Here is a 17453-nt window from a genome sequence, read left to right as displayed (position 1 = left end):
CGAATATCCGGGCCCGGAACGTGCCCGGAACCCGACGACGGTGACTATACGTTTAAAACCAACACTTTGGATGCACTGCCTTGCAAATAGATAATGATTCACCCGTCAGAGATGTCATACGGACCGTTGCGATCGTTGGTTCAGGGCTGAGTGGGCTAACCGCGGCGATTTTTCTGGAAGAGGCCGGGCTTTCCGTTACGCTGTTTGAGAAGAGTCGGGGACCGGGCGGTCGCCTGGCCGCAAAGCGGGTCCCGGATGGCGCGGTCGATATCGGCGCGCAGTACTTCACGATCCGCGATCCGGCGTTTCGCCGGTTTCTGGAATCCAGGGCCGGTAACGACACGTTTGAAGAATGGCGCGGTCAGCTCCGCTTCCAGCAGGAAGACGGGCGTTGGACCGATTTTGTCGCGGGCCCGCGATACGTGGGCGTTCCTCGAATGACTGCCATTTTCCGGGCTCTGGCCACGGACTTGTCGGTGGTTTACGAGACTCGCATTGCACGCATCGAGCGGGCTACCGGGGGCTGGGCGCTGATTGATACCAACGGTGCAGTGCAGGGTGATTTCGATGCCGTGCTGATCACGGCGCCTCCGGTACAGGCCCGGGACCTCTTGTTGGCATCCGATACCGGTCTGGACACCTCGGCGCACGAGCTGACGGACTTTCCTCTGGATGCCTGTTGGACCGTCATGGCCAAGTTTCGTGAGAATCCGTGCCCGGGAACCGACGGCTTCAGTTGTCGTCACCCTGTGCTCCAGTGGGCGGCCAATAACAGCAGCAAGCCTGGCCGGGAGAGCGACGGCAGCTGGTGGGTTCTGCACGCACGGGCGGACTGGTCGGAAGCGCATCAGGAGGCCGAGGCGGACTGGGTGGCCCGCCAACTGCTGGCGGCTTTCGGCACCTGCACGAACCCGTCATCGCTCCCGGAAACGGTCATGACCCATCGCTGGCTCTATGCGAAAACCCGGGAATCGGGTGAGCACCCTGGCCATCTGTGGTATCCGCAACAACGCATTGGCCTGTGTGGCGACTGGCTGGCCGGCGGTCGCGTCGAAGGAGCCTTCCAGAGTGGGCGGGCCCTGGCCGAGGCGATCCTTACCGCGCGCGAAGCCGCTCCGGACGACGGTAGAAGTGGGTGATGGTGCCGTCCCCGAATTTGGAGAAGAAGGCGCTGACGTCGGTAATCCGCTTGAGATGACGCCGGCGGGTGACCGGTTCGCGCATCAGCACCTTGATGCCGTTGAAATTGTCCTGAATGTTGGAGAAGCGGGCCCGCATGGTGCAGGTGACCACCTCGGACGGTGACGTACCGAGCATGCCGGCCAGTTCTTCAATATGGGCCTGTTGTTGCTCGGGGGTGAGGTTCTCCCGGGTGTCGAGGTGGTCGAGCTTGATCCGGTCCACGATGCACTTGGAGTAGCTGTTTGGCGTCTGGCGCGCCTTGCGCCGGAAAGCTTCCCAGAAGAAGTTGTCCGTCAGTTCGGCAAAATAGTCCATGCGGCTCAGGCAGACATCGACCCAGTCGAAGGTCTCCGGATCCTCCAGCACCTCGTTGATGGCCTCACGCAGCAACCAGTCAAAGCCCAGGGCTGTCTTGTGGGCGTAGACCTTGCGGTACATCTGGTAACGGCTGTAGACAAAGTCCTCCAATGCGCCCAGCCCCTTGTGCGTGATGGCCAGACCCAGCCACGGCTCCTCCACGTTCCAGCCAAAACGCAGGTTGCTCAGCAGGTGATCCAGATTAAATCCGCCAATGGTGACGGACGAGTGGAAACCATCCCGCAGCATGTAGTCGGCCCGATCCGCATCAATCTCGCCGGATACGATCGAAGACAACAGGTCCATGACCAGGCGTGGCGTGGAGGTATCCTGCAGCACGCCGGCGTGGGCGTCCGGACCGGCGATAAACGACCAGAAGGTTTCCGCATGCCGGCAGAAAACCTCGGAGGGTGTGACGCGGGTCGTTTCCATAATTCCAAGCACATCGTTACGATGCAGTCCGGCAGGCTCCAGGTCGGTGTTTTCGAGCACGTCGTAGGCGACCCGCACGGAATAATGCTCGTGCTCCAGTTCTTCCGGCGGCTCATCGTAGATGTCACTGATGTCGATGCCGGCCCAGAGATCCCGGAAGCGGCTCGGGCGACTCATCAGTTCCTTGATCCGGCGCGCCTGGGTGAACTGGTGTGAAAAACTGGAATGCCCGCTGTCGTGCAACAGGCAGGCGAGGCGGATGATCTTGGACAGGTAGTCGATGGCTTCGAGCTGCGTCAGCGTCAGGTCGACGTCCCGACTGAGCTGCTGTTCCCGCAGGTAGGCGTTGATCATCGAGCGGAACATGCGCGTGCCCACGTGCATCACGCCAATGCTGTGGAGAAACCGTGAATGGGTCGCGCCCGGAAAAACGAGGCTCAGGATGTCGTTCTGGCAGATATTGCGCAGACGCTGGTACAGCGGGTGGTCGATCACCTGAATCTCGTGGCGATACAACGGGATACCGCCGTGGACCGGGTCCATGATGAGCTTGTCGTAGGCGCCCAGCAGGTCATCTATCGCTCGTGGCATGCGGGAAAGGCCTCCTCAGGCTTGTTATATGTCGCCGCCGTGCCAGAATAGCGGATAAGGCAAGCCCCTGAAATGGCCATGTGATATCCCGTTGATACAGCGGGTGTTCTCGGAGGAAGTTTAAATGGGATCGCGCACTGAGCGCATTCTGATTGTTGATCCGGACCCCGCGGCGGCAAAGGAATTGGACCGCTTCCTGGAATCCCGGGGCTTTTATGTCAGTACGTACGCCAGCATCGGCAAGGCCGAAGCCGCCTTCGAAGACAAGATGCCGGATGCGATCTTCGCCGACGTCTCCGCCGACTTGATCCGCAAGCTGGTGGACCGCATGGACGATGAGGACGCGTTTGTGCCCATCATTGCCTGCCACGCCTCGGAAAGCGCCGAGGAAGTGGTGTCCGCCCTGCGGGCCGGTGCCGCCGACTTTGTGATCAAACCCTACCACGACAAGGATCTACTGGACGACGTGCTGGCCAAGATGTTCGACCGGGTGCGGGTGTCGAGGCTGAACCAGGTTTACCGGCAGGAGCTGGAGGCCGCCAACCGTGATTTGCGGGCCGGGATTTCCGAGTTGCGCGCCGACCAGCGGGCCGGGCGCAAGGTCCAGCTCAAGATGCTGCCGGATCGGCACTTTGAGTCAACGGCGGTGTCTATTGATCATATGATCAAGCCGTCCCTCTATCTGAGTGGCGATTTTCTCGATTATTTCCCGTTGGATGAGAACCGGACGCTGGTCTACATTGCCGACGTCTCCGGTCATGGTGCCAGTTCGGCCTTTGTGACCGTATTACTGAAGAATCTGACGAACCGGTTGCAACGTAATGTAAGAAGGGGCTCCAGCGATGATATCCTGTACCCCGACCGGTTCCTGCAGCGGATCAACTCGGAACTGCTGGACACCGGGCTTGGCAAGCACCTGACGGTGTTTGCCGGCATTATCTATCATCAGGAGCGCAAGCTGGCTTATGCCGTCGGGGCGCATTTCCCGATGCCGATGGTGGGTAACGCCCAAGGCGAGTGGCATTTTCTGGAAGGTAACGGCCTGCCGGTCGGGCTGTTTGAAAGTCCCACATGGGACGTCTACGAAATGCCGCTGGAGGAAGGATTCCGCCTGATCCTGTTTTCCGACGGAATCCTGGAAGTCATCAAGGCCCGAAGCCTCGATGAAAAGGAGCGACAACTACTTGAAGTCGTTTCCGGAGGTCGTCACACTATCGCATCCTTGAGTGATGCCCTGAACCTCGATGCAATCACAGAATTGCCGGACGATATCGCTATTGTGACAGTGACGGACGTAGTGGCGAACTAAGATGTCTAGCTACAAGATACTGCAAGCTGAGCAACAAGGGATTTATCTCCTGAAGTTTATCGGCGAAATCCGGCTGAACCTGTGTTCAACGCTGGACAATCTGGTTGAGTCCATCACGAACAACCCTGAATTCCGCACGGTTGTCATTGATCTCTCCGAAACCGAGATTATCGACAGCACCACGCTGGGGCTGTTGGCGAAGATCGCCATGGCTGCCGAGAAGCGCAGTCATTTCCTGCCGACACTGATCTCCACCAATCCCGATGTGACCCGCATCATTACGTCCATGGGGTTCGACAAGATTTTCATCATCGTGCGCGAACCAGCCTCCCGGATTGAAGAACTGGAAGAGATTCCCGTGCTCCGGGCCAGCGAACAGCAGGTCCGTGACAAGGTACTGGATGCACACCGGGTCCTGATGGGCATGAACAGCCGCAACCGCGAAGAGTTCAAGAACCTGGTAAGGGCGCTGGAGTGCGAAGAACCCTGATCGGGGAATCGCCTTCTTCCGCTTTGCCATGCTGATCCGCTTCGCCCGAACGCCGTCGCCCGCTGCCCCGCATCCCTGATTCATACACCACGGTATTTTCATGTCTGACAACAAAACAGCGACATCCGCCCGTCCATCCGCTCCAACCGGCCGGCAGGTTGCCGTACTCGGCGGTGGCAGCTTTGGAACGGCGATGGCCAAGGTGCTGGCGGAAAATGGCCACACCGTCCGCTTCTGGATGCGCAGCGAGGCCCAGGTCGAAGAAGTGAAGACCGCTGGCACCAACCGCCGGTATATGCCGGATGTGGTCCTGAGCGGTGATATCCGGGCCACCACCGATTTCCGCGAAGCGGTGCATGAGGCCGAGGCCATTTTCGTCGCGATTCCCAGCAAAGCTTTCCGCACGGTGATCCGCGAGCATGCCACGGAATTTGAAGACGGGCAGGTGGTGGTCAGCCTGACCAAGGGCATCGAGAAGGAAGGGTTCCGCCTGATGAGCGAAATCCTTCAGGAAGAAATTCCACGCACCCGAATCGGCGTGCTGAGTGGCCCCAATCTGGCGCAGGAGATCGCCGGGCGAGACCTGACAGCGACCGTTATCGCCGCCAAGGATCCTGACGTCCGCAATCGTGTCCAGGAATTGCTGGGGTGCGATTATTTCCGGGTCTACGCCAACGTGGACGTGTACGGTGTAGAGCTGGCCGGGGCCCTGAAAAATATCTATGCGATTGTGGCGGGCATGGCCTCAGCGCTGTCGCTGGGCGAAAATGCCCGGGCCATGCTGATTACCCGCAGTCTGGCGGAGATGAGCCGGTTCGCCGTCAGCCTGGGGGCGAACCCCATGACGTTTATGGGGCTGGCCGGCGTAGGCGATCTGATCGTCACCTGTACCTCATCCAAGAGCCGTAATTTCCGGATCGGTTATGCGGTGGGTCAAGGTCAGGAACTGGACGACGCCGTAGCCGAGCTGGGGCAGGTGGCGGAAGGGATCCGCACGCTGCAGCTGGTCAAGGACAAGGCGGAGGACATGGGCGTGCCCATGCCGCTGGTCGGCGGGCTGCACAAGATCCTCTACAGTGACGCCACCATATACGACGTGATCAACGGACTGATGACGGCGGTGCAGAATTCAGACGTGGAGTTCATTCTCCCGCGCACCCTGTCATCCTGAAGCGGAAAGGGCGGTTGTGAAACTGATCATCATGCGCCACGGCGAGGCCGGCTGGCACAGTATCGACCAGATGCGGGAGTTGACCGAAGCCGGGCGCTTTGCCAGTGGCCGGGTGGCCAGCGAGATTGCCTCGTCCCGCTGGCGGCCGGAGCTGATCTGGTGTTCGACGCTGACCCGGGCCCAGCAGACGGCATCGATTGTTGGCGAGGTAATGAATTTGCCGATCATCGAGCGGCCCTTCCTGACGCCGGACAATGATCCCGGTGAGTGCCTGGATGTGCTGCTCACCGAAGATAATCTCCCGCAGACACTGATGATCGTCTCGCACATGCCGCTGGTGGGGTCACTGGCCACCTTGCTGGTGGACGGCCACCGCCGTGGCATTCCCTTCATGACCAGCCAGGCGGTGGTGCTTGACCTGCCTATCGTCGGACCCGGTTGTGGCGATCTGAAGGCTCAGTTCCTGGCCTGATTTTAGTGTCTCATCGGGTTAACGACCTAACCCGATGGGTCACTAAGCGCCGATCAGCTTTCGCAAGCGATTCACCGCCTGATCCATCGCGCGTTCAGTGGTGTAGAAGTGCGGCGAGAAGCGAACGCCGCCGCCCCGGTTGGCGCAGACCACTTGCTCAGCCATCAGGGCCTTGTAAAGCTCCTGGGAATGTTGCCCTTCAACCCGGAAAGTCAGGATGCCTGAACGTCGGCGTTCATCCAGCGCACTCAGGATAGCGACGCCGGGCACGTTTCGCAGGGCATCCGCCAGATAATCCACTTTGGCAAACAGGTGATCCCGGACGTTATCCATGCCGTGCTCCAGGAGCAGGCCGGTGCTGGCTTCCAGGGCGTGAGCGGCCACGCTGTTGGGGCTGCCACACTCGAATCTGACCGCTGACGGCGCGACGCGCCAGCTGTGCTGATCAAAATCCCCGCGTTTATCCACCATGTGCCAGCCGTACTCGTTCAGCTTGAGCTGATCCCGCAACCCCGCACGTACATAGAAGACGCCCAGGCCTTCGGGGCCCAGCAACCACTTGTGTCCGTCGGCCATGGTGAAGTCGATCTGTGCCCGTTGGACGTCCATGGGCAGGGCGCCGAGGCTCTGAATCGCATCGACGCAAAACAGGATGTCCGCTTCTTTGCACGCTTTGCCGAGTCTTTCGAGATCTACACGCAGGCCGGTTCCGTACTGCACGGAGCTGATGGCCAGCAGGCGCGTGTTCTCTGTGAAGGCGGCGATGATATCCGCCTCGCAATCGTCTCCGTCGAGACTGACTTTGCGGACCGTAACGCCTTGGTCGGCGAGGGATTCCCACACAATGCTGTTGGATGGGAATTCCTGGTCGGAGATAATGATCTCATCGCCCGGCGACCAGCTCAGCCCGTAGGCCACGAATGACAGCGCCTCGGAGGTGTTTTTGACCAGTGCGATATCGTCCGCCGAAGGTGCATTCAATAGTTGGGCGAGGTTCGTTCGCAACTGGCTTTCGACGTCCATCCAGCGGGGATAGTGCTGCGCACCCCGTTCGGCATTCTCGCGGGCAAATCGGGCGACGGCGTCAGCAGCGCGAGTTGGCCAGGGCGCCACGGCCGCGTGATTGAGATAACTGATCTGAGGATCGAGTTTAAATTCGTTATCCAGGTCCATGATAAGATTGGATATCCTTTTTGGAGTCGGCGTCTGATTGAATCCGGGCCAGGCCCTGTGTACCGACACTACCATACAGCGGATACGAGACGGAGTTTTGAAGACCTATGTGGTCATTTCCCATCGACTATATTGAGCCGGTATTCCGGCCGCCGAGTGAGGCGCGTTCCCTGATACTGCCGCTGACCAACGGCTGTTCCTGGAACAAGTGCAGTTTCTGCGAGATGTACACCCAGCCCCAGAAGAAGTTCCGGGCGCGCAAGGACGACGAGGTGCTGGCCGACATCGAGCGGGCAGCCTCCGCCTTCGACGGTCAGGTGCGCCGGGTATTCCTGGCGGATGGCGACGCCATGGTGCTGCCCACCCGGCGTCTGCTCTGGGTGCTGGAAACGCTCTACGATCGTTTTCCGGCGCTGGAGCGGGTGACCAGCTATTGTCTGCCGCGCAACCTGGCGAAGAAGTCGGTGGAGGACATGACGGCGCTGAAAGCCGCTGGTCTGCAGATGCTCTATGTGGGGATGGAATCGGGAGACGACGAGGTTCTGGCGCGGGTCAACAAGGGCGAAACGGCGGAGTCGACTCGCAGTGCGCTGCTCAAGATGCGCGAAGCGGGCATCAAAAGCTCCGTGATGGTTCTGAATGGCCTGGGCGGGAAACAACTTTCGGAGCAGCACGCCATCAACACCGCTAAGCTGTGCAATGACACCCAGCCGGATTTCCTGTCCACTCTGGTCGTCAGCTTCCCGCAGGGCGAGGAGCGTTTCCGTGCAGGGTTTGGGGACGGTTTCGAGCCGCTGGACCAGTCGGCCCTGTTCTCGGAGATCGAGCAATTCCTGTCCCATCTGGAGCTGGATAATACGGTATTCCGCAGCGACCACGCCTCCAACTACCTGGTTCTGAAAGGCCGTCTGGGACGGGATAAACAACGCCTGCTCGGCGAAGTCCGGCTGGCGATCGAGCAGCCTGGCGCCATGCCGCTGCGACAGGAGTGGCAGCGCGGCCTTTAACCTTTGGGCCTTGCAGATGGGCCGGTTACGCCTGAATGGGATCAACGGGAGACAGCATGACAGACGAGACGAAGCGTATCGAAGAGCAGATCAGGGAAGCCCGCGAGGCGTTCGAGGGCCGGCCACCTTTGGATAAATGGCACCCCGATCTCTCAGGGGATATCGACATGCGCATCCTGCGGGACGGGACCTGGCTGTTCCAGGGCAAGCCGCTGCAGCGGGAGGCGATCGTGAGACTGTTCGCCACCATCCTGCGTCGCGAAGACGACGGTGAATATTATCTGGTGACGCCAGTCGAAAAATGGCGGTTGCAGGTCGAGGACACGCCGCTGCTGGCCCATGGTCTGGATGTGAGTGGCGAAGGGCGCGACCAGGTGCTGACTCTGACGCTGAATACCGGCGAGTCACTGGTCGTCGGTGCCGAGCATCCGCTGCGTATGGACAGCTATGACAGCGGCGAGCCACGACCACTCGTTGGGGTGGTGCAGGGGCTGGAAGCCCGCCTGGTCACAGCGGCTTACTATGAGTTGGCCGAATACGCCGTTGCCAGTCCGGACAACGAGCAGGTGCTGGGTGTTTGGAGCGACGGTCAGTTTTTTGAGTTGGGCCAGGGGTAGGGGAAACGAGCGTTTCTTGAGGTGATCCATACGCTTTCTCCAATTAATCGGTCCGGTCCCCTTGAAAAAACGGGGTGCGGTCTCAACCTCAGGTAGCGTACGCAGCAAGACGTTTGTTAAGCTGTTGCATTAAACATCTTGTTTTTTGTAGAGCCTGGCTCTCGAACGAGGATGGTTGTCGTTAGTCCCTCTGTGCAGTCCGCCTGTTCACGAACACTTTCGATTACCGAGTTACACACACTGCTTATTTTTGCGGCACGCAAGGAGATCACATGGCCCAACCTCGTGTTGTTACCATTCACTACACGCTTACCAATGAACAGGGCGAGCAGCTCGATTCTTCCCGCGAGGAAGGTCGCGAGCCGCTGACCTATCTGGAAGGCGCGCAGAACATCATCAGCGGACTGGAATCAGCGCTGAACGAAAAAGAAGCTGGCGAGAAGCTTCAGGTCTCCGTCGAGCCGGCAGAGGGCTACGGTGAGAAGAACGAAGAGCTGGTTCAGCCGGTTCCGCGTTCCGCCTTTGAAGGCGTTGACACCATTGAGCCGGGCATGCAGTTCCAGGCACAGACTCCGGGCGGTCCGCAGATCGTTCGCGTCGTGGAAGTTGAGGAAGAAACCGTCACCATCGATGCCAACCATCCGCTGGCCGGTGAGACCCTGAACTTCGATGTGGAAGTCATCGAAACCCGCGAGCCGACCGAAGAAGAGGTAGAGCACGGCCACGTGCACTAAGCCTCAGGTAGGTTATCGAAAAGGCGGCTCATTGAGCCGCTTTTTTTGTGCCCGAAGAAAAGCGGGGCGCGAGTCCGGCTGTGTGACGATGCTTGCAATAAAAAAGGCGACCCGAAGGTCGCCTTTTTGTTCCGGCCGAACGTTATTACATGTTCGGATAGTTCGGACCACCACCGCCTTCCGGCGTGACCCAGGTGATGTTCTGGGCCGGGTCCTTGATGTCACAGGTCTTACAGTGGACACAGTTCTGGGCGTTGATCTGGAACTTCTTGCCACTGCCGTCGTCCGCTTCCACCACCTCGTACACGCCCGCCGGGCAGTAACGCTGCGCCGGCTCGTTGTACTTCGGCAGGTTTTCCTGGATCGGAATCTCCGAGTTGCTCAGCTTCAGGTGAATCGGCTGATCTTCCTCGTGGTTGGTGTTGGAAATGAACACCGAGGACAGACGGTCGAAGGTCAGCGTGTTGTCCGGCTTCGGATAGTCGATTTTCTTCGACTGGTCGGCCGGCTTCATCGTCGCGTAATCCGGTGTGGTGTCCCGGAAGGTGATCGGCAGGCTGCGGTGCAGGATGTTCTGCTCCAGGTAGGCGATGCCGCCGCCGATGATGTTGCCGAACTTGTGCATGGCCGGGCCGAAGTTGCGCTCGTCGTACAGCTCTTTATACAGCCAGCTGTTCTCGAAACGCTCGGCGAAGCTGGTGATTTCCTCACCGGACTTGCCTTCCTTCAGAGCCTCGAAGACCGCTTCAGCGCCCAGCAGGCCGGACTTCATGGCGGTGTGGGAGCCCTTGATCTTGGAGCTGTTCAGCGTACCGGCGTCACAGCCCAGCAGCAGGCCGCCCGGGAAGCTCATCTTAGGCAGCGCGTTGTAGCCGCCCTTAGTGATGGCTCGTGCACCATAAGCCACCCGCTTGCCGCCTTCCAGGTACTTGCGAATCTCGGGATGGAGCTTCAGGCGCTGGAATTCCTCGAACGGGCTCATGTGCGGGTTGCTGTAGGACAGGTCGGTGATCAGACCGACATACACCTGACCGCCTTCCAGGTGATACAGGAAGGAACCGCCGGTGGAACCGGACTCGGTCAGCGGCCAGCCGGTGGTGTGCACGACCAGACCCGGCTCGTGCTTGTCCGGATCGATGTCCCACAGTTCCTTGATGCCGATACCGTAGTGCTGCGGATCCTTGCCTTCATCCAGGTTGAAATCCTTGATCAGGCGCTTGCCCAGATGACCGCGGCAGCCTTCGGAGAACAGGGTGTACTTGGCGCGCAGTTCCATACCCGGCATGTAGCCGTCTTTATGGCTGCCGTCACGGGCCACGCCCATATCGCCGGTGATGATGCCCTTGACCTGGCCGTCCTCGATGATGGTCTCGGAAGCCGCGAAGCCCGGATACACTTCAACGCCCAGGCCCTCGGCCTGTTCGGCCAGCCAGCGGCACAGGTTGCCCAGGCTGATGATGTAGTTGCCGTGGTTGTGCATGTTGCGCGGCACAAACGCGTTGGGGACCTTGGTGGCCGAGTCCTGGCCGCGCAGGACGAAGATGTCGTCGCGGGTGACCGGGGTGTTCAGCGGTGCGCCTTTCTCTTTCCAGTCCGGGAAGAGCTCGTTGAGGGCAGTCGGTTCGAAGACGGTGCCCGCCATGATATGGGCGCCCACTTCCGAGCCTTTTTCGACGACGCATACGGTGAGTTCTTCGCCGGATTCCTGTGCCATCTGCATGATGCGGCAGGCCGCGGACAGCCCTGCAGGGCCCGCACCGACGATCAGAACATCAAATTCCATCGATTCGCGTTCCACGTTGGTCTCCTCAAACTTCATTGTGGATATTGGGATTTCGACGCGCATCTGAGAAGCAGCGAAGAAGAATCCGGTTCTCTCTAGTTTTTAGGGCATCCAGGCGGCCAAGGTCGTTTGTGACTCGCATGGTCCGCACAGCGGTATTGGTAAATCGCTCTGCGGAGTATATAGTACCCAAAGCCTGGGCGACAAACGAACGTGTTACCGCCCAAAGGCTTGTGTCACAGGCGCAAAGGATACAATATAATAAAAATCAAACAAACGTTTGTTTGAAAATCGCCGTGCCCCGTGGCACTGTGGCGAACCATTGGCCCCAAATGCAATCGAGCAGGAGAGGTCACTGGCTGCCGGCGGCTGTATAGTGACATCGCCAACGCGACGGCTATGACATGCCTTACCGGGCGCCATTGTAATACCGATGACGGTGCTGTGTAATGCCTGCACGACTATTGACCCCCCTGGGCTTTGTCGTCAGTATTATGGCGCTTTTAACAAGGGGCTAAATGATAAGGCTGGCCCGTTGTTCAACGTGCATTTGTGCGAATGCCGCACGCACCGTTGGTGAGAGGCCCGTTTAATAAAGAGCTGGAAAAGCCGGAACGGATGGCCTCGACGAAACCGTACGATTGGTCCCAGGACGAATCGATGCGACAGGAATCATTGGTATGGACGTGGCCTGGCCCGTCAGATACTGCATGATTGCAAGTCTTAAACCCATCGTAGAAGAACGAGGAATCTATGAAGGTTCTGGTCGCTGTTAAACGTGTAATCGACTACAACGTAAAGGTTCGCGTCAAGCCGGATAACACCGGCGTCGATCTTGCCAACGTCAAGATGGCGATGAACCCTTTCTGCGAAATCGCTGTGGAAGAAGCGGTTCGCCTTAAAGAGAAAGGGGTTGCCACTGAAATCGTTGTGGTTTCCATTGGTCCCAAGGCTGCCCAGGAGCAGATCCGTACCGCTCTGGCCCTCGGTGCCGACCGCGGTATCCACGTCGAGACCGACGAGGAAGTCCAGTCCCTGGAAGCCGCCAAGCTGCTGAAGGCCGTTGTCGAGAAGGAAGAGCCCAAGCTGGTTATCCTGGGCAAACAGTCCATCGACACCGACAACAACCAGACGGGCCAGATGCTGGCCGCGCTGACCGGTATGGGTCAGGGCACTTTCGCGTCGGAAGTGGTTGTTGAAGGCGAGAAGGTCAACGTGACCCGTGAAGTGGACGGCGGTCTGGTGACGGTATCCCTGAACCTGCCGGCTGTGGTGACCACGGACCTGCGTCTGAACGAACCGCGTTACGCTTCGCTGCCCAACATCATGAAAGCCAAGAAGAAGCCGCTTGACAGCATGAGCCCGGCCGATCTGGGCGTTGATGTGGCTCCGCGCCTGTCCACCCTGAAGGTTGAGGCTCCGGCTTCCCGTCAGGCCGGTGTGAAGGTTGCCGATGTGGCAGAACTCGTCGACAAACTGAAGAACGAAGCGAAGGTGATCTAAATGAGCATCCTTGTAATTGCTGAACATGACAACAGCAGCCTGAAGCAGGCGACCCTGAATGTCGTCGCGGCGGCCAAGGCTGTAGGTGGTGACATCGACGTTCTGGTTGCCGGCGAGAACTGCGGCGCCGTAGGCGAAGCAGCGGCCAAGATCGAAGGCGTCAACAAGGTTCTGGTTGCGGACAACGCGGCTTACGGCCATTTCCTGGCGGAAAACCTGTCCCTGCTGGTGTCCGACCTGGGCAAGAACTACGGCCACATCTTCGCAGCTGCCGGCACCACCGGTAAGGACTTCATGCCGCGCGTTGCCGCGCTGCTGGATGTTGCTCAGATCTCCGACATCGTTCGTGTCGAGTCCGAAGACACCTTCGTGCGTCCGATCTACGCGGGTAATGCCATTGCAACCGTGAAGAGCAGCGACGGCATCAAGGTTGTGACCGTTCGTCCGACCGCGTTTGATCCCGTGGCAGGTGAAGGCGGTTCTGCATCCGTTGAGACCGTTGACGGTGCTCAGGACGCCGGCGTGTCTTCCTTCGTCAGCGAGCAGCTGGCCGAGTCCGATCGTCCGGACCTGGGCAGTGCCGGTATCGTGATCTCCGGTGGTCGCGGCATGCAGAACGGCGAAAACTTCCAGATGCTGGAAAAAGTCGCGGATCTGCTGGGTGCCGCTGTGGGTGCATCCCGTGCCGCGGTTGACGCCGGTTTCGTACCGAACGACATGCAGGTCGGTCAAACCGGTAAGATCGTGGCGCCGCAGCTGTACGTGGCCGTCGGTATCTCTGGCGCGATCCAGCACCTGGCGGGCATGTCCGACTCCAAGGTGATCGTTGCGATCAACAAGGACGAAGAAGCCCCGATCTTCCAGGTCGCGGACTATGGCCTGGTTGCGGACCTGTTCGAAGCGGTTCCGCAGCTCGAGGAAGAACTGAAGAAAGTTCTGTAAAGAACGGATTCAGTTATAAAAAAGGGCGCCACTACGGCGCCCTTTTTATTTGCGTGGAAGGAAACTCTTTCGTCAAAGCGTGTACAGACGCCGGTCGGTGACATGGAGTCGGCTGGAGATGGCTGGACGGAAATCCATGTAGGCCAGGATGTCGCGATCCAGATCCAGCCCCGGCGCTATCTCGATCAACTCCAGGCCGTTTTCGGTGAGCTGGAATACGCATCGCTCAGTGATGTAGAACACCCGCTGCCCGCGCTCCAGGGCATAGCGACCATTGAAGGTCAGGTGCTCGACATCCGACACAAACTTGCGTCCGCTTCCACTCTCTTCAATCCTCAGGCCGTCCTCGTCGATGGCGATGGATTGCTTGCCTGCCTCGAATGTGCCCATGAAGAAAACCTCACGGGCATTCTGGCTGATGTTGATAAAGCCCCCGGCACCGGACAGACGCGACCCGAAGCGGCTCACGTTGACGTTGCCGTGCCGATCCACCTGTGCCATACCGAGATACGCCTGCTCCAGACCGCCCCCGTCGTAGAAGTCGAATTGGGCCGGTTGGTCGATCACCGCCTCGGCATTGGCGGCGGCCCCGAAGCTTAGACCGCCGGCCGGGCGACCGCCGATGGCGCCGGGTTCGATGGTCAGGGTGATCCGATCCAGCAAACCTTTCTCTGCTGCCACCTCAGCCACCTGTTCCGGCATGCCGATACCGAGATTGACGACAGCGCCCGGTTCCAGATGCTCGGCCGCCCGGCGGCCAATCAGCTTGCGGATACTGAGCGGGTCGCCCCCCTCCAGGGCCGGCAGCCGGATCTCGCTGGTGTAGGCCGGGTTGTAGGGCTCGGCAAACGTTTGTAGATGTTCTTCCGGCTTCGCCAGGATGATGTGATCCACGAGTATGCCGGGTATCTTCACGCGTTCGGGATGAAGCTGGTGCCGCTCCGTCAGACGCTCCACCTGCACGAACACCTTGCCGCCGGAATTGTGGACTGCCTGGGCGATGGCCAGGCTTTCCAGGGGCAGGGCCTCCTTCTCGGTGGTGATGTTGCCGCGGGCATCCGCCGTGGTGCCTCGCAGGAACGCCACATGGATCGGGAAGGTGGGATAGAACAGGTAGTCGCGACCCTTGAGGTTCATCACCTCCACCAGATCCTCCTCGGTGCGCTCGTTCATCCGCCCCCCGCCGTGGCGGGGGTCGACAAACGAATGCAGGCCCACGTGGGTCAGCATGCCGGGCTTGCCGGCGGCGATGTCCCGGTAGAGCTGCGCAATCACGCCCTGGGGCAGGTTGTAGGCCTCGATGCGGTTGTTGCAGGCCAGGGCGCCCAGCTTGGGAACCAGGCCCCAGTGGCCACCGATCACCCGTTTGACGAGACCCTCGTGGGCCAGGTGGTTCAGCCCCCGGTCGCCGCCATCCCCCTGACCGGCCGCGTAGACCAGGGTCAGGTTGTGGGGTGCCTGTTCGGCCACAAAACGGTGTTCGAGGGCTCGGGCCAGGGCTTCCGGAAAGCCGATTCCAACAAACCCGCCTGTGGCCAGTGTCGCGCCTTCCGGGACGAGGGCGGCCGCCTGCTCTGCGGAAATCAGTTTGGGATGTGACATCGAAACCTCCTACTGTCCGCTGTAGGCCTGGGCCGGTAGCCAGGTCACCAGATCAGGCCACAGGAAGATGATCGCCAGGACCGATGCCTGCAGCAGGATGAAGGGGGTCACGCCCTTGTAGAGCGTTTTCACGCCAATCGATGGCGGCGCCACACCCTTGCAGTAGAACAGCGAGAAACCGACGGGCGGCGTCAGGAATGACGTCTGCAGACAGACCGCAAACAGCACGGTGAACCAGACAATGTCGAAGCCCAGCGTGTGGATGACCGGCGCCACCAGCGGCAGGATGATCAGTGTGATCTCGATCCAGTCCAGCACGAAACCGAGCAGGAAGGTCAGCAGCAGGATGCAGATCACCACGCCATGAGGGCCAAATGGCAGCCCGTGGAGGGCATCAGCGATCATCTCGTCACCACCCAGCCCGCGCAGGACCAGCGAAAAGGCCGTGGCGCCGATCAACAGGGCAAAGATGAACGCAGTGGTTTGGCTGGTCTCCCGGCACACTTCGCGCATCACCTGGCTGTTCAGCCGCTTGTTGGCCAGGGCCAGCAGGGTGGCGCCGAAGGCACCGACGCCCGAGGCCTCGGTCGGAGTCGCAATCCCGGCAAAGATGCTGCCCAGTACCGCGAGGATCAGGAAGGCCGGCGGCAGGATGGACTTCAGGGCGTCCAGAATGATGCCAAAGTTGACCGGCTCGGCATCATCGCCTGCTGGCGCCACATCCGGCCGCATCCAGCCGCGAATCACGATATAGAGCACGAAGACAACGCCCAGCAAGGCGCTCGGGAACACCGCGCCCATAAACAGGTCGCCGACCGACATGGCCAATTGATCGGCCATCATCACCAGCATGATCGACGGCGGCATCAGGATGCCCAGCGTGCCGACGGCGCAGACCGTCCCGACCGCCAGTTCCGGCTGATACTCCCGCTTGAGCATGACCGGTACGGCCAGCAGAGTGAGAAGGGCGACGGACGCGCCGACGATGCCGGTGGATGCCGCCAGAAGCAGGCCGATGATCACCACGGCGATAGCGGTACCGCCGTTGAGTCGCCCGAACAGCCGGGAGACATTGAGCATTAGCTTTTCAGCCATGCCGGAGCGGTCCAGCATCTGACCCATGAATACGAACATCGGGATCGCAACCAGCACCCAGCTGCTCATGGTGCCCCAGATCCGGTCGATGGCCAGTGAGGTGTAACTCCAGTCAATGGCGATAAACGTATCGAGATAGTTATCCGACAGCATGGCAAGGCCGGTAAAGGCGATCGCGACGCCACCCAGGGCCCAGGCAATCGGGAAACCGGTAAAGATCAGCAGGATGAACGAGGCGAACATCCCGATCGCGAGCATTTCATTAATCGGCATGGCGCACCTCCGATCCGGCCAGGAAAGCGACCAAACGTGTAAACCGGGAAAACGCAGCAAGCAGCACCAGCCCCAGTCCAAGTGGCAACGCACTCTTGATGATCCAGCGGTGGCCGAGCCCGCCCGGCGCGCTGGAGGCTTCGTTCATGTGCCAGGAGTCGATAACGTAGGGCACCGAGTAATACAGCAACAAGCCGATGAACGGCCCCAGCAACAGGAGCATACCGCCAAGTTCGATCCAGGCCTGAGTGCGGAAACTGAAGCGTTCGCGGAACAGGTCAACACGGACGTGATTGTCCCGCAGCAGTGCATAGGACAGGGCGATCAGGAAGCCGGCAGAATAGATGTGCCATTGCAGTTCCTCTAGCTCGATAAAGCCCTGGGAGAAAACATAGCGGGACACCACGTTGACGATGATGACCAGCATCAGCACCGGCCACAGCCAGGCGCTGAATTCGCCGATGTGCCGGATCAGACCGTCCAGCACCCGGGAAATCGGGGTGTGAGGCAGCACCTCACCAGACAGCCCCTGAGGCGCCGGCTCAAGCTCGGGGGCAGTGGCCTCGATGGAAGCGTTCATGTGAAACTCCGGAAGACGGTAGGGGCCACCCGGGAACCCGGATGACAGAGACCGCTTATAAGTCGCCTGTCATGCCGCTGTTCACCAGGGTGACAATCGTTCCATGACGCGACCGACGGTCGCGCCATTCGGGTGGGTAC

Annotated in this window: 16 protein-coding genes; 10 read left to right on the top strand and 6 right to left on the bottom strand. The window is 59.9% G+C overall.

Annotated features, from left to right (window positions below; all coding sequences use genetic code 11):
- The first annotated feature begins 80 nt into the window (after nt 1-80).
- The gene (locus tag EB809_RS10520) at nt 81-1139 is read left to right on the top strand and encodes an NAD(P)/FAD-dependent oxidoreductase (RefSeq protein ID WP_223807911.1); all 1059 of its coding nucleotides are present in this window, start codon (nt 81-83) and stop codon (nt 1137-1139) included.
- Here the strand turns inward: EB809_RS10520 and EB809_RS10515 are convergent.
- Nucleotides 1096-2562, bottom strand: coding sequence for an HD domain-containing protein (locus EB809_RS10515; RefSeq protein WP_123634777.1), 1467 nt, complete (start codon nt 2560-2562; stop codon nt 1096-1098). The genes EB809_RS10520 and EB809_RS10515 overlap by 44 nt on opposite strands.
- A 124-nt stretch (nt 2563-2686) precedes the next feature.
- Here EB809_RS10515 and EB809_RS10510 point away from each other — a divergent pair, with 124 nt between their 5' ends.
- The 4 genes from EB809_RS10510 to EB809_RS10495 all read left to right on the top strand — a co-directional run bounded on the left by EB809_RS10510 (nt 2687) and on the right by EB809_RS10495 (nt 6004).
- The gene (locus EB809_RS10510; RefSeq protein ID WP_123634776.1) at nt 2687-3871 is read left to right on the top strand and encodes a PP2C family protein-serine/threonine phosphatase; all 1185 of its coding nucleotides are present in this window, start codon (nt 2687-2689) and stop codon (nt 3869-3871) included.
- Between the two features lies 1 nt (nt 3872).
- Nucleotides 3873-4361: an STAS domain-containing protein gene (locus tag EB809_RS10505; RefSeq protein ID WP_123634775.1), complete on the top strand. Its 489-nt coding sequence runs from the start codon at nt 3873-3875 to the stop codon at nt 4359-4361.
- A 100-nt stretch (nt 4362-4461) separates the two neighbouring features.
- On the top strand, nt 4462-5532 hold the full coding sequence (locus EB809_RS10500; protein ID WP_123634774.1) for an NAD(P)H-dependent glycerol-3-phosphate dehydrogenase: 1071 nt from the start codon (nt 4462-4464) through the stop codon (nt 5530-5532).
- Nucleotides 5533-5548: 16 nt separating this feature from the next.
- Complete coding sequence (locus EB809_RS10495; protein ID WP_123634773.1) at nt 5549-6004, top strand: SixA phosphatase family protein; 456 nt, start codon at nt 5549-5551, stop codon at nt 6002-6004.
- A 42-nt stretch (nt 6005-6046) separates the two neighbouring features.
- Here the strand turns inward: EB809_RS10495 and EB809_RS10490 are convergent, their stop codons facing one another.
- Nucleotides 6047-7177: an aminotransferase class V-fold PLP-dependent enzyme gene (locus EB809_RS10490; protein ID WP_123634772.1), complete on the bottom strand. Its 1131-nt coding sequence runs from the start codon at nt 7175-7177 to the stop codon at nt 6047-6049.
- Nucleotides 7178-7284: 107 nt separating this feature from the next.
- Here EB809_RS10490 and EB809_RS10485 point away from each other — a divergent pair, with 107 nt between their 5' ends.
- From EB809_RS10485 to EB809_RS10475, 3 genes are all read left to right on the top strand, one after another.
- Entirely contained in the window at nt 7285-8184 is a 900-nt protein-coding gene (locus EB809_RS10485) for a radical SAM protein (RefSeq protein ID WP_123634771.1), read from the top strand.
- A gap of 56 nt (nt 8185-8240) precedes the next feature.
- Nucleotides 8241-8801, top strand: a complete 561-nt coding sequence (locus EB809_RS10480; protein WP_123634770.1) for a DUF1285 domain-containing protein — start codon at nt 8241-8243, stop codon at nt 8799-8801.
- 272 nt (nt 8802-9073) lie between these two features.
- Nucleotides 9074-9535: a peptidylprolyl isomerase gene (locus EB809_RS10475; protein WP_123634769.1), complete on the top strand. Its 462-nt coding sequence runs from the start codon at nt 9074-9076 to the stop codon at nt 9533-9535.
- Nucleotides 9536-9680: 145 nt separating this feature from the next.
- On the opposite strand, the gene EB809_RS10470 is transcribed toward EB809_RS10475, so the two are convergent.
- Entirely contained in the window at nt 9681-11333 is a 1653-nt protein-coding gene (locus EB809_RS10470; protein ID WP_123634768.1) for an electron transfer flavoprotein-ubiquinone oxidoreductase, read from the bottom strand.
- Nucleotides 11334-12071: 738 nt separating this feature from the next.
- On the opposite strand from EB809_RS10470, the gene EB809_RS10465 reads away from it, so the two are divergent.
- Complete coding sequence (locus EB809_RS10465; RefSeq protein ID WP_123634767.1) at nt 12072-12821, top strand: electron transfer flavoprotein subunit beta/FixA family protein; 750 nt, start codon at nt 12072-12074, stop codon at nt 12819-12821.
- Entirely contained in the window at nt 12822-13763 is a 942-nt protein-coding gene (locus EB809_RS10460) for an electron transfer flavoprotein subunit alpha/FixB family protein (protein WP_123634766.1), read from the top strand. It abuts the gene before it with no gap.
- Nucleotides 13764-13835: 72 nt separating this feature from the next.
- Here EB809_RS10460 and EB809_RS10455 read toward each other — a convergent pair whose 3' ends face one another.
- The 3 genes from EB809_RS10455 to EB809_RS10445 are packed head-to-tail and all read right to left on the bottom strand — an operon-like array spanning nt 13836 to nt 17313.
- Nucleotides 13836-15365, bottom strand: coding sequence for an acyl CoA:acetate/3-ketoacid CoA transferase (locus EB809_RS10455; RefSeq protein ID WP_123634765.1), 1530 nt, complete (start codon nt 15363-15365; stop codon nt 13836-13838).
- Between the two features lie 9 nt (nt 15366-15374).
- A complete protein-coding gene (locus tag EB809_RS10450; protein WP_123634764.1) occupies nt 15375-16733 on the bottom strand; it encodes a TRAP transporter large permease subunit in 1359 nt (452 codons plus the stop codon).
- Nucleotides 16723-17313 carry a TRAP transporter small permease subunit gene (locus EB809_RS10445; RefSeq protein ID WP_123634763.1) on the bottom strand — a complete coding sequence of 197 codons (591 nt, stop codon included), beginning with the start codon at nt 17311-17313 and terminating at the stop codon, nt 16723-16725. The genes EB809_RS10450 and EB809_RS10445 overlap by 11 nt, the downstream gene beginning before the upstream one ends.
- Nucleotides 17314-17453 lie beyond the last annotated feature (140 nt).

It is taken from the genome of Marinobacter sp. R17, assembly GCF_003789045.1.
Lineage (GTDB): Bacteria > Pseudomonadota > Gammaproteobacteria > Pseudomonadales > Oleiphilaceae > Marinobacter_A > Marinobacter_A mangrovi.
Note: the sequence above shows the minus strand (reverse complement) of the source record. Positions and strands in the feature narration are given on the sequence as shown.